A 14,408-nucleotide genomic window follows, 5' to 3' on the forward strand; every position below is an offset into this window, starting at 1 on the left:
CGATTTATATGTTACTTAAAAATTGAACTACTCATTCCCTATAAAAAATAATAAAAAATTATTGTAAATTCCTCGTTATTATTTTACATTAAAAATTTACGTATTGCAATATTACACATATAAAAGAATTGAAGTTGAAATTATATTATAATATAATATAATAAAAATATACAAATGGAAATTACCAGACACTCTAGTATTTTGTGTCTTGATATGAATTCACAAGGGGAGAATGATATGAAAATTACTAGGAAAAGCAGTATTATAATTACAACTTTTATTATTGCTATATTGCTTATTACTAATTCCTGTTCCTACAGAAACGGCACTTCAAGCGATACACCAGACAATTCTCCAGACCTTAAAACATTTACTCCCAAAGAAATTGATTCAGTTTTATATAATCCCTTTATGGGTTGGGTACCTTGGGCACATACAGCAACCAACTATGCCGAGCAGCCTTATAAGCTTGTATATGCGTCGGTCACCTGGAAAGAGTTGGAACCCAAATATAAGGGGACTTTTGATTTTGCTTCTGTAGAAAAGAAAAATAATTTCGATTATTGGAAGTCAAAGGGAGTTAAGATAATTCTTCAATTTAATATGGATTACCCCGACAACGTGGAACACGAGGATATTCCCCGTTGGCTTTTTGAAGAAATAGGAGGGGAAAAAGGCGGCACAAGGTACGACTATAATAATGAGCATACAAAAATGGGTTTTAGCCCAGACTATAAAAATCCAAAACTTATACAAAACCATGAAAGATTAATAAAAGAGCTTGCTAAAAGATATGATAATGATCCCAGAATTTTCATGATATTGATAGGAAGCTGCGGACACTGGGGAGAGTGGCATACTACATATATTAGCCCTGATGGAAACCCTGCAGGCATATTCCCTCCCATCAAGTACTCCGATCAATATGCTCAGCACTATGCTGATTACTTTGATAAAAAATTCCTTGCAATGCGTTATCCGAGCCAGGTAGGAAAAGATAACAAATTCGGGCTTTTTAATAATTGTTTTGGAAGTTATGATCAAACTCAAAGATGGTTTCTTGATTGGATATACAAAGGCCATACCGATTCTTACAACCCCGGTTATACCCATCCCGATATGCCTGACTTTTGGCTCAATGCCCCTTCAGGCGGAGAGTTCGGTTATTATCCCGGCCTTCAGTTTCTGGAAGATTCAGCTATGGATGAAACTCTTCGTCAAGCAAAAGAAACTCATGTTTCATGGCTCGGTACATGTTGTCCTGTACATGTTGAAGTAGGTGATAAGCTACAGCCCAATATAGATAAAATGATGAAAACAATGGGGTACAGGTTTGTAATACAATCAGTTACCCATGCAAACACAGTTAAGGCAGGAAGCACTCTGGATATTAATATGGATTGGTATAATAAAGGGGTTGCACCATTTTATTTCAAATGGCCTATTGAGATTTCATTGGCAGATTCATCAGGAAAAATTGTTGCAACAAGTGTCACAGATGATGATATAACTACCATATTGCCAGGAGGACCTACAAGTTTTACTCCGAGTATTCAGGTTCCTTCAAGCTTGCCTACAGGTCAGTATAAATTATGTGTTTCAATACTTGATCCTGATCCTGATCCTGATTCTAAAACTGAAAAAATGCGTCCTGGAGTACAGTTGGCAATTGAAGGCAAACGCAGTGATGGGCGGTATGCCGTAAGTACTGTTAATGTAACTAATAGCAGCGTAACTTCTGCTATTACACCAATATTTTTTTTTACACCCAGCAATAACAGGAATACACCGACTGCTATAGCTACGCCTGCAAATAAAGTTACTCCAACATTGAGAGTTACCCCAACTATTACTACGACTTCAACTATTGGAGCAACTCCGACTATTACTGCGACCCCAACTATCACTGCGACTCCAACCGGTACCTTAACAACTAACAGAACTTCAACTCCTGGAGCAGCTGCCTATATACCGGCAAGCCAACCAACATTATTAGTAGCAGTAACAAATACTCCTTCAGTAATGCTTAATACTCCTATAGCAATATCATTTGAACCGACAAAAACTGACGAAAGTATTAATAACTTCCCTAGCTCAGATATTTTAAACAAAGTTATATCTTTTACACTTAATAGCAATCTATTCCAAGTAGATAATAAAAAGTACAAAATGGATACCACTCCTACCATATATCACAATAGAATGTTTGTACCGATAAGATACCTTTCTGAAGCAACAGGGGCCAACGTTAAATGGATTAAGGCTCAAAAAAGCGTTGTAGTAAAAAGTGGTGATAAAGAATTGAAGCTTTGGATTGCCAAAAACACTGCTACACTTAATGGAAAAACCATTAAAATTGATAAAAATGACCCTAGTGTTTATCCAATAATTGTTAACCCAGGCAGAACAATGCTCCCCCTAAGATTTATCACCGAGAATCTAGGATATAATGTAGAATGGCTATCCCGTACAAAAACAGCTAAACTTACAGCAAAAAAATAGAAAAACAAAAAATATTAATACAAAAAATAAAGGCCTGAAAATAGAACAACTTCTATTCACAGGCCTTTTACAATCTTATTTACAATTAACCAATTAATTTTGACAACCTCATGATTAGTTAACACTTATAAATCTCAATAATATGTTACAAATTTTCCTTATACCAATCAATACATCTTTTAAGTCCATCATCTACGCTAATTTCCGGATTATACCCAATGTACGTCTGTGCCTTCTTAATATCTGCATTTGAGTGCTTAATATCGCCTTTTCTGTCAGGACCATAATCAGGCGTAATGTCCTTCTCAAGAAGTTTTAATATGCTATTATACAAGTCAATCAGATATACTCTTCCTCCATTTGCAATATTGAAAACATCACCGCATGCTTCATCACCTGCAATACATGCCTTCAAGTTAGCCTGAACCACGTTGTCTATATAAGTAAAGTCTCTTGATTGCTTGCCATCACCATTAATCCTTGGTGCCTCGTTATTTATGAGTGCTTTTACAAACAGTGGTATAACAGCAGCGTAAACCGAATTAGCATCCTGCCTTCTGCCAAATACATTGAAATAACGCAGACCAATCGTTTGAAGGCCATAAAGTTCGAAGAAGTTTCTTGCATACAGCTCATTTACCTTCTTGGTAATTGCATACGGAGACAATGGTTTTCCTACCTTATCCTCAACCTTGGGTAGATTAACCTCATCACCATATACTGACGAAGATGATGCATAGACAAATCTTTTTACTGAATTATCCCTTGCAGCAATCATCATGTTTAACATACCTGTTATATTTACATCATTAGATGTTCTTGGATCATCTATTGAACGTGGGACTGAACCTAGTGCAGCTTGATGCAGTACATAATCTGCATTTTTACACGCCTCATTACAAGCTTCGAGATCCCTTATATCCCCTTCAATTAGTTGAAAATTCTCGTTATTCTGCATGTGTAGAATATTTTCTCGTTTTCCTGTTGAGAAATTATCTAAAACTCGTACCCTGTAACCCATATCAAGAAGTGCTTCTGCTATATTTGATCCAATAAATCCGGCACCTCCAGTAACAAGGAAAAGACTGTTCTTTGGGAAAATAATATTATTAAAGCTCATAATTTTTATAACCTCCAATAGCTAAATGTAGATGTTATTGCTTCTTCCCTATCATATAACCCTTTAACATCAACAAGAATATATTTATCATTCCTGTATAGCTTTTTAAGGTCATCTAAGGTTAATGAGCCATACTCATTATGATTTACGGCTACAACTATAGCGTCATAAGATTGATGGCTATCTAAACCGACAAGGTCAATACCATATTCATGTTTTACTTCAGCAACATCAGCATTTGAATCGGTTACCGAAACATCTATACCATATTCCTTAAGCTCATTTACAATATCAATAACCTTGGAATTTCTAACATCAGGAACATTTTCCTTAAATGTAATTCCCATTACAAGTACCTTACTGCCCTTTATCTGAACATCATTTTTTATTAAAAGTTTGACAGTGTTCTCAGCAATATATTTGCCCATTCCATCGTTAATTCTCCGTCCTGCCAATATAACCTGAGGATGATACCCCAATTCCTCCGATTTGTATGTCAGATAATATGGATCTACTCCTATGCAATGTCCACCAACAAGTCCAGGCGAAAACTTCAAAAAGTTCCATTTGGTTCCTGCTGCTTTTAAAACAGCCAAAGTATCAATTCCCATTTTATTAAAAACAATTGAGAGCTCGTTCATAAATGCTATATTTAAATCCCTCTGCGTATTTTCTATAACCTTGGCTGCTTCAGCAACCTTTATGCTTTCAGCCCTATAAACGCCTGCTTTAATAATGAGCTCATACACATTTGCAATAATCTGCAAAGATTCATCATCCATGCCGGAAACTATTTTTGTGATGTTTTCCACAGTATGGACCTTATCACCGGGATTTATTCTCTCAGGTGAGTAACCTACCTTAAAATCTATTCCACATTTAAGACCTGAACATTTCTCAAGTATCGGAACACAAACATCCTCTGTGACACCAGGGTAAACTGTAGACTCATAAACCACAATAGCCCCTTTGCAAAGATTTCTTCCAACTATCTCACTGGCACTCCGAACGGGAAACAAGTCAGGAGTCTTGTCTTTAGCAATAGGAGTAGGAACTGCAACTATTATAAAACTGGAACTCTTTAAATCCTCCTCATTGCATGTGAATTGTACTTTAGTATTCTTCAGTTTCTCGCTTCCTACCTCTTTAGTAACATCTATTCCTTGTTTATATGATTCAATCTTTTTTTCGCTTATGTCGAACCCAATCACATCGGCCTTTTCAGATAAAGAAACTGCCAAAGGCAAGCCAACATATCCTAATCCTACGACAGAAATCTTTTCTTTTCTGTCCCTGATTCTTTCAAATAAATCTCTCAAAATAGCTACCTCCCCTGTAAATATTACATAATATTGTAACATAATAATAACCTTTTATATTATAACACTTTCCTTGACATTAAATAAAGATAAAACACCCAGATTTTGAAGTGTTTTATCCTTGTTATCAAAGTAATTTTTCATTCATGCCTTAATATGCTCCTCTTTTCTTAAAAACTACAAGTACTGTCTTTAATATGATTTTTATGTCCAGAAAAATAGACCACTCATCTATGTACTTGGTATCAAGCCTTACAACTTCATCAAAGTCCATTATACTGCTTCGTCCGGATACCTGCCACATTCCTGTCATACCAGGTTTAATACTTATTCTCCTGCGCTGGTAATTCTCATACTTGCTGACCTCATCAATTGTAGGCGGTCTTGTCCCAACCAGACTCATTTCACCCTTCAATACATTTAAAAACTGGGGCAGCTCATCAATACTGGTTTTTCTAATAAACCCACCAACCTTTGTGATTCTTGGGTCATTTTTCATTTTAAACATCAATCCGCCTTCAACCTGGTTAAACTTCTGCAATTCATCTTTTTTTGCTTCAGCATCCACACACATGGACCTGAATTTGTAAAGCTTGAATGTCCTTCCATTAAGACCTACTCTATTCTGAGCAAAAATAGCCGGACCGAGAGACTCAAGCTTTATAGCTGCAACAGTAAATAATGCAACTATACTTGTAAGCAATATTCCTATTGAGGCCCCAACAATATCCATTAACCTTTTTAGAAAAAGCTGTGCCTGGTTAAGAGATACTGTATCAAAAGTGAGCATTGGAAGTGTTCCAACGTTGCTTATATAAGTCTTTGCAATTTTTAAATCGTATAAATCAAGTATCATTCTAACTGTCAGTCCCATTTCCTCACACATCAGAACGTACTTTTCCACTTCTCCCAGGTAATCTTTAGGAAGTGCAAATATAACTTCATCAACAGCATTATCCTTAATGATTGATTCAAGGTCTTCTATCACCCCTAGCTCAGTATGGCCCTTAAGGGGTTTGTTTTTAGCCCTGACATATCCTAATATGTTTATGTTTATCTTACTTCTTTCAACGTATTCTGTAAACTTTTTAGCAACTCTTGGAGTTCCTACTATAATAACCCTTGATACACGTTGAAGATTCATATGCTTTTCCATAGCAGAATACTTATATAGAAATTTTTCTATGAGTAGAGTAAGAACTATAATTATACAAAATACAACATATAATCCTCTGCTAAATAAATTTTCCTTTATGAAAAACATCATAGCAGCCAGAAAAAGGTCAGATATTATTGCCGAGAAAAGTACAACTCTTAATATTTTGTCATAATTGTAGAAAACAATTTTCTCATATATATTTGCATTACCCATCAAAAATAACCATACAGGAATGTATACAATAAGAATCCAGAAATACTCCTTTATACCAAGGAGATTTGTATACTGTTTTGTGATTAGATAAGAAATAACAAATGTCAAAGTAATTACAATGATATCAACAAATGCTTGAATTATATGACTTGCTGAAAAAATGTTTGCTCTATGCATAGTTCTCTACCCCCTAATATCAGTTAGTAATACCTGATATAATCAATTAAATCCATATTAAATGAGCTTTGGAAACCTTATGGCACTCCAATAAATCTAGACAAGCTTAATAATGAAATAATACACTATTTGTAACAATATAACTGAGGCTAATTCAAATAAACATTGCTGCTCACTTCAGATAATATTACTTCAATTGATCAAACCCTTGTTTCTCTATAATTATTTATTAAGAAAGTAAATAAATGAAATAAAATGTAAAATAGTTCTTCAAACTAAAAGAATAATAAATTAAGATAACTGATAAGCAATAATTACTGTTTTTACATTTTATCACATTATTATACTTTTGAAAATGCTTTTTTTACTTTTTCAAAGTTTATTCATACTTGTAGTAATGGTAATATGCCGATCTACTGTCTATCTTTGTCATAACAATTCCAATGATATTTGCATTTATAGCAGTCAAAGCTTTTTTAGCTCTCTTTGCCATATCAATTCTTGTCTGACCGCCTGCAACAACTACGATTGAACCGTCTGCGATACCAGTTAGTATTGCAGCATCAGTTACTTGTCCTACTGGCGGCGTGTCTATAAAAATAACATCATACTCACTCTTTAGCTTCTCAACTAATTGTCTCATCTTGTCTGAACTCAATATTTCAGAAGGATTTGGAGGTATAGGGCCGCTTGGTATTATAAATAAGTTTTCGATACCTTCCTTATTCTGGATCATTGACTTCTTTAATTCTTTTTCAGTTGCTAAAATATTAGTCAATCCCTCAGTGTTTTTGACGCCAAAATAATGGTGCACTTTGGGCTTTCTCAAATCCGCATCTATAACAAGAACCTTTTTTCCTGATTGAGCTAAAGTTATAGCCAGATTAACAGTTGTTACAGTTTTACCGTCTCCTAACGAAGGACTTGTAAGCAAAATAACCTTCATGTCCTTATCAACACTCTTGTACTGGAGATTTGTACGCAATTCTCTGTAAGCCTCAGATGCTGCTGCCTTCGGGTCATTTGCAGTTATGAGGTTTTTAAGGTATTCTTCTTCAAGCTGTTTCTCATCTTTAGCCTTTTTATTTCCTCTTTTACCGCCTTCAAATGCAGGAACTGTACCAATTACATTCAATCCCAAATGATGTTCAACATCCTCCGGCTTTTTAAACGTATGATCAATAAATTCCAACAAGTATATTAGTGATACCCCTAGAAGAATTCCCAGAAAACCTGCCAAACCCACATTCATTTTTTTGTTTGGCTTAACTGGATCTTTAGGGTCTTTTGCTGTATCTATTACCTTTACATTCTTTACCTCTATTATGTCTGAAGCAAGCTGCATTATAATGGTCCCAAGTTCATTAACAACCTTGGCTGCCAGCTTTGGATCGTAGTCTTCGTAGCTTATCTTAAATATCCTTGAATCTTTAATAGTCATAACATCAACATTATTCTGAAATGCTTTGGCCTCTACACCTAATTGGGATTGAATTTTTTCAGCAACCAGTCTGGACTTTAAAATTTCTCGATAATCTACAACAAGCTGGCTGTTTATCTGTAAATCCAACAGACTCAATGCGCCTATCTTATCCTTTTCCTTACCTAGAAACAAGGTTGTTTCTGCTCTATAAACAGGCTTTAGATAAAATGCCGTAACCGTATAGGCTGCACCTGTTGCAACAACAAGACAGATTAACAATATGTACCATTTCCTTAATAGAATAAGTATCAGTTCTCTTATGTCTACCTCTACAAAATCTTTATCCTGCATTTACAATTCTCCCTCTTCCATTCTAGAAATTGAATTTTAAATAATATAAGATCATTGCTGCCTATAAAATTTTAACGCTATGAAAAAACTTTTACCATATTTCTACATAATCATTACCTCCTAAAAAAACTTGCAGCTTTTTAAATCCAGGAAGTTAAAAAACATTCTATAAACACTACAGCAAATAGCTATATGTATAAAACAACTCCTTTGCCCTTTCATAATCAGATCCCAGCGTTTTTCGCAGATATTCCTTAATTTTATTTGTTGCCTCATCAGTCATTCCATTTTCACTTAAGCCTTGTACATAACCAATATCGATCTTTGAGTATATACGCTTAATATCAGGTACATCTGAAGGATCTATGTCGTTTTTATACTCGTCCAATTTTTTATCAATCCAACTTTTTGGTTCAGATGTATTTTGATCATCCTCTGATTTATCATTAATCGGCTTGGTATCACCGTCATTATTTACACTTTTAGAGGTTGTTTCCTGAGGCTTTTTGCCTTTGTCGTCAACATTTGGGCTCACCTGACTTGTAGCCTTTGGATTAACTGGAACACTTGTATTACTTTTTATACTTTTATCACCTGTACCTACACCTGAGTCTTTGGATTTGGCAGGCGTATTTAACCTATTAGTCTCAAGTTCTTTACCTAATCCTGTCGTATTATTGCTTACGCTTGAATCTTCCTGACCATCTGTCGCATTATCCGGATTGCTGTCATTATCGTTTTTTGTAACATCACTTACTTTAAACTTATTATTCTCAGAAGTACTTGCTTCTCTATTCAGCAAAATCGGCACTATCAATCCTATAGATATAGTCAAAAGAATAGCCATCGTAATTATAATTAACTTCTTCATTATAAATCTCCCTAAAAAGGCACTTACACACTTTGTCTAATAAAAATATAAATCACATGCATCAACAAAAATATTAATAATAAATCACAAATACAAAAAATATATCAAATGTCACACTCTAATTATGGAATAAAATTTCCATTTTGTCAAACTATTGTCATAAAAATATGAGTTTTAAGAGCTAAAAATTATTACAAAGTTAAAGCTTTAATAACTTTTTCAAAAAAAATTTCTTTTCAATAGCAGGAATAATTTTCTCTACTTCACGATTTTCTAAAATCCTTGAAGGATTGATGTTAATAATTTTTTCAGTATTCTCATTACCGATTAGTTCTAATAAAATTTTTGATAATTCTCCAGTTCCCTTAAAACGTTCACTTACGCAATGTGTATCAGTAGCTATAAAATGAACCAATCCTTTTTTCAAAAGAATTTCAGTGAATTTTTTTACATCTTTGCCATACCTACCCATCAAGCTGTCGTAATTAACCTGAATCAAGACTCCATTAGATATAAGTCTCTCTATTAATTTGAAATCCATATTAATTTTTCTGTTTCTTTCAGGATGAGCAAAGATTGGAATATAACCTTCTAACTGAAGTTTATAAAAGATATCTTCCATATATGTGGATATATTATTAAGAGATGTCTCAATAAGTATATACCTGGTGCCGTTCAAAGTAAGAATTTCGTTGGACTTTATTAAATCAATTATATCTGGTGTGATAAACACTTCCATACCAGGCATAATCTCAAACTCAGGGACCTTCTGTAATAAAACTTCATTTAACTGCTGAGTTATATGTGTAACAGAAGCTGCATTAGTTTGATAAGTGCTTCCTACTATGTAATGGGGTGTTGCAATTACTCTGTTGACCCCTCTGCTTTTTAACATGCTGCATACTTGAACGGACTCATCCAATGTCTTTGGTCCATCATCAATGCCCCATAACAAGTGGCAATGAATATCAATCATTTAATCACCTTATTCTTTTGTTATAACCATACAAGGGACAAATCCGCTTGGCCAAATACTCCGATGCTAAGAAATGTCCCTTATATTTTTTATCTGGATTATTATTTCAATATCATTTTTTTGCACTAAGAGTTATGCATTTATCAATTATAGTCATAACTTCAGCTCTTGTAATTTTCTTATTGGGCTTAATAGTATTATCTTCTTTATATCCTTCGATAATTGTTGTTTCAACAGCTTTTGCAACATAACCGAGTGCCCAGGATGGAATGTCCTTTGTATCTTTGAACTTCAAAGCTGTATTCTTTGATGCTTGATACGTAAATGCTTTCATTGCCATAACCAGAAACTCTGAACGTGTTACTTTGTTATTCGCTTTATATGTATTATCAGGGTATCCGGCAACAATTCCTTTATCCAATGCTACCTGAATATATCCATGAGCCCAATCTGGAATAGATTTAATATCTGCAAATTTAAGTTTTGGATTTTTAGAAGGCTCCAAACCAATAGCCTTTATCAATGAAGTAATAACTTCTGCTCTTGTCATATCGATATCAGGTTTAACTGATCCATCCGGATATCCTGCTATTGCTCCATTTTCAATCATGCTGATAATTCTTTCTTCAGCCCAGTGACCAAATATATCACCAAAAGGCCCATATGCTGTACCAGGTACAACCTGACGCGGCTCTATAACAACCTTATCTTTATCCGTATCCTTTACCGTCTCAACCATAACAACGTATTTTATTTTTGACTTATCAACAGCTGTTACAGTATAGAATACAGGATTCTTAAAGTTCTTCTTAACTCCGGACTCCGGTCTGATAGATGCTCCCTTGAACTCAACAACCGGTTCAAGTGTCTTAAGGTCTGTGCCTTCTGGTACTTTAACAACTATTGTATGTATTCTTTCAAATATTACGCCTTTTGAACCCGGAACATTTTTAAAACTAAATGATGTAATTTGCTTTGTTGTTGGTCCTACAACTATTGTAGGTGTTGCAGTAGGTTTGCTTGTTGGTGTTGGTGTTGATGTAGCTGCAGTTGTAGGTGTTGCTGTTGCCACCGTAGTTACAGTAGGTGTTGCAGCTATACCACCGCCTCCGTTACTGCCGCCATTATTGCCAGTTGTAGGTGTTGGAGTTGGTGCTGGAACAAATTGATTTTCATCATATATAAGCGAGTTTTCTTTTTCAAGAAAAGCTTTAAATTCCTTTATCTCATCTCCAACATTAAGTTCATTAAGTATAACCTGCGCTTTATTAAGGAAATCATCTACATTTCCCTTATTAAGTCCATCCTCACGCTCTTCTAAAAATTTTAACAAACCAGATAACAAACCGTTTGTAGTTGCCTTTTTATTTGAATCTAAGATTGCAAAATATATTTTAGATTTATCACCTTTAAAATCATAAACAGTTGATAGTTTATATTCTATTGCCAATTGCTCCAATAAAGTGATAAAAAACTTTGTACCATCATCATTAGATATATCATTTGTTATGGCACTATTAATCCTATTAGCTAAAGTTCTAAACTTTGAGAAATCATCATTTTCAAGTGTATAACCACGTATAACTAATGCACCGATCACTGATTTTTGAACAAAAGTCAAACTTCCAAACGCTTCCTTCAAAATATTTATATCGTTTTCAGTTAAAGTGATTCCAATAACACTTTTGATATTTTCTTGTGCTTCTTTGATACTCATGGTATCGATACTAGTCAAATATTCAGCTGCATCTTTTCTCTTATTTACATCATCTACTGCTAACGCTGCTGTTATGACTTTCTTAATTTGTGATACTTGTGCTGGCGGTTCTTCTGATTCTGAGTAAGCTGTAACAGCTAATGAGCTAAGTGCTAAACAAAGAATAACAACGCAAGACAAGACCCTTTTTGAAATAATTTTTAACATTAAAATACTCCCCTTGTATACTTATACTTAAGTAGTAGCTAACAAACAAAGGACTATACATATTTAATACTAAAAACAATCTGCGAGAATTTTGACAAAATGCCAAGGTTTGTTAATTTGATCGTAAGAAAACTACCCTCAGTAATCAATATATTACGATTATAGCAGATGATATATGCAAATTCAAGAAAAATAATGGATTAAAAAAGAAATTCCTCATTGCTAAAACTATTTTTTAATTGAAATAATGCATAATTCAGCTGTTATAAATTTTTATATTTATTTTACTGATTGATTTCCTAACTATACATATACTACCATAAAATATTTTAACATAAAATTATTTAACGCAACACTCGTATATATCAGCAGACACAAATCCATATTGGCTCAATCAATTACAACCAATTAGGTTCCATCATTCCTGTAAACTGCTGCATAATTCTTTCCTGTGTACGGGCACATAGTAAAAAAAGGCCTCAATCGGCCTTTTTTATAAAGTAAGATTTAATCCTTCATTCATACTTCCGGTTCTGTATCCCTTCAAATCCAGTGCAGTATACTTAAATCCTATTTCCTTAAATCTGTTATAAATCTTTTGTCTTATATCCTTACCAATTATTTTTCAAGTTCTTCCTCATAAACCTCTATTCTTGCAATGTCTCCATGATATCTCACCCTAACCTGGGAAAACCCCAGATCTATCAAAAACTGCTCGGCCAAATCCACCTTCCTAAGACCTTCAACTGTAATTTTTTGACCATATGGAAATCTTGAGGACAGGCATGCAAAAGAAGGTTTATTCCATGTTTTCAACCCTAGCTCCTTGGACAACACTCTGATTTCTTCCTTTGTAAGCATTGCTTCACGAAGAGGACTTACAACTCCATGCTCGGAAACTGCCACAGAACCTGGTCTATAATCCCCTAGATCATCATAGTTTGATCCTTCAGCAAGATACTTTATATTATTGTCTTTAGCAATACCTTTAATTTTGGACATAAGCTCATATTTGCAAAGATAGCATCTGTTGGTGGGATTATCAGTAAACCCTTCAACTTCAAGTTCTTCTGACACTATTACCATATGCCTTATTCCAGTAGAATTAACGAACTCCATAGCTTCATTAAACTCCCGTTCAGGATATGTACTTGAACGTGCTGTAACTGCAAGCACATTAGTACCAAGAACTTCAAAAGCTACCTTCAGCAAAAAGGTGGAATCTACACCTCCAGAAAAAGCAATTGCCACACTTTCCATGTCTTTAAGTCTATTCTTCAGCAAATCCAGTTTTTCATATATATTCATTGTGCTGCTCCATTCATTATCAATTTTGCAAACAGTTATATTTAATACTATTCCTATTTGTTTCATAATATATCAGTAGTATTTGAGTGTCAATACATATATTTCTCATCTGTATTAAAAGTGAATAATCTATTACCTTTATAATATAATAATTACTTAACTAATTTAATCCCATATGTACCAAAGTCCGATATAGTGCTTGATGTCTCTCCATCCATGCAATACGTAATGAATCTCCCTATAACATCAGCTTGCCCTGTGCTTGAATCAATTGTTACCCCTTCAAGAAAAAATGTGGCAAACCCTAAAACCTGTATTGCCTTCTTTCCGTTTACCATAAGAGTGTTAACAACCGGAAGAAAGATTACTCTCGGACAATTCAGGCTGTAGTTATAATAAGTGTCACTACACTGGCTAGTAAGATAATTAATCGCAGTTTGGGTAGATCCCGCTATATTTCCTGTTTCAGTTAATATAATATCACCAACGTTGATAGTTCCGCTATATCCGTTTAATAGATTGCTCTTGTATACATTTGCTCCGTTACCACCTAAACCAATAGGTGCATAATTTCCTGTGGTACCTCCTCCACCGCCTTCTTTAAGGCTATAGCGTTTGCCATAGATAAATGTTTGCTGGACAACAGCTATCGGTCTGACGCCGCTCAATGAAGAAATATTTTCTACTCTTGCTTTTGCAACAGCTTCTATATTCTTTTTCCTAATACCAAATATATTTGCAAAATAATAATCGACATCTTTTGCAGCTGCAACCTCAACCCCTCTATAATCAATATCAATAGTACATGATGCATTTTTGTAGTTCTGATTATTTCTATAGAGGTATTCATAAGCTAAATTTTGTACATTCGTTTTTTCTGTGACCAACTCCTGTGCAGCGGCCAAGGTTGCAGCATCAACAGCTTTGGATAATTTTGCCTTTTCCAGAACAACAACACCAATATCAAGCACGCAAGCAGTAATTCCTAACAAAATCGTAATTGTCAGAATAAGCAAAATTACAGATGAACCCTTTTTACTTTTCAGCAAGCCCATGATAACCCCT

At 34.4% G+C, this 14,408-nt stretch carries 9 protein-coding genes and 1 pseudogene; 1 reads left to right on the plus strand and 9 read right to left on the minus strand.

Annotated features, from left to right (window positions below):
- Positions 1-237: 237 nt before the first annotated feature.
- The gene (locus Bccel_RS08905; RefSeq protein WP_050753303.1) at positions 238-2,502 is read left to right on the plus strand and encodes a stalk domain-containing protein; all 2,265 of its coding nucleotides are present in this window, start codon (positions 238-240) and stop codon (positions 2,500-2,502) included.
- A gap of 145 nt (positions 2,503-2,647) precedes the next feature.
- Here Bccel_RS08905 and Bccel_RS08910 read toward each other — a convergent pair whose 3' ends face one another.
- The 9 genes and pseudogenes from Bccel_RS08910 to Bccel_RS08950 all read right to left on the minus strand — a co-directional run bounded on the left by Bccel_RS08910 (position 2,648) and on the right by Bccel_RS08950 (position 14,398).
- Positions 2,648-3,622 carry an SDR family oxidoreductase gene (locus Bccel_RS08910; protein ID WP_036938033.1) on the minus strand — a complete coding sequence of 325 codons (975 nt, stop codon included), beginning with the start codon at positions 3,620-3,622 and terminating at the stop codon, positions 2,648-2,650.
- A 5-nt stretch (positions 3,623-3,627) separates the two neighbouring features.
- Positions 3,628-4,941 (minus strand): nucleotide sugar dehydrogenase, encoded by a 1,314-nt coding sequence (locus Bccel_RS08915; protein ID WP_036938035.1) that lies wholly within the window; start codon positions 4,939-4,941, stop codon positions 3,628-3,630.
- Positions 4,942-5,092: 151 nt separating this feature from the next.
- Entirely contained in the window at positions 5,093-6,490 is a 1,398-nt protein-coding gene (locus Bccel_RS08920) for a sugar transferase (RefSeq protein WP_036938036.1), read from the minus strand.
- A 379-nt stretch (positions 6,491-6,869) separates the two neighbouring features.
- On the minus strand, positions 6,870-8,264 hold the full coding sequence (locus Bccel_RS08925) for a tyrosine-protein kinase domain-containing protein (RefSeq protein ID WP_036938038.1): 1,395 nt from the start codon (positions 8,262-8,264) through the stop codon (positions 6,870-6,872).
- Between the two features lie 175 nt (positions 8,265-8,439).
- Positions 8,440-9,135 carry a hypothetical protein gene (locus Bccel_RS08930; RefSeq protein ID WP_036938040.1) on the minus strand — a complete coding sequence of 232 codons (696 nt, stop codon included), beginning with the start codon at positions 9,133-9,135 and terminating at the stop codon, positions 8,440-8,442.
- A 199-nt stretch (positions 9,136-9,334) separates the two neighbouring features.
- Entirely contained in the window at positions 9,335-10,111 is a 777-nt protein-coding gene (locus Bccel_RS08935) for a tyrosine-protein phosphatase (RefSeq protein WP_036938043.1), read from the minus strand.
- A gap of 112 nt (positions 10,112-10,223) precedes the next feature.
- A complete protein-coding gene (locus Bccel_RS08940) occupies positions 10,224-12,035 on the minus strand; it encodes an S-layer homology domain-containing protein (RefSeq protein ID WP_036938046.1) in 1,812 nt (603 codons plus the stop codon).
- A gap of 493 nt (positions 12,036-12,528) precedes the next feature.
- Positions 12,529-13,343, minus strand: a pseudogene (gene larE / locus Bccel_RS08945) (ATP-dependent sacrificial sulfur transferase LarE).
- A gap of 152 nt (positions 13,344-13,495) precedes the next feature.
- Entirely contained in the window at positions 13,496-14,398 is a 903-nt protein-coding gene (locus Bccel_RS08950; protein ID WP_050753305.1) for a pilus assembly protein TadG-related protein, read from the minus strand.
- Between the last annotated feature and the right edge of the window lie 10 nt (positions 14,399-14,408).

Source organism: Pseudobacteroides cellulosolvens ATCC 35603 = DSM 2933, assembly GCF_001262605.1.
Classification (GTDB): domain Bacteria; phylum Bacillota; class Clostridia; order Acetivibrionales; family DSM-2933; genus Pseudobacteroides; species Pseudobacteroides cellulosolvens.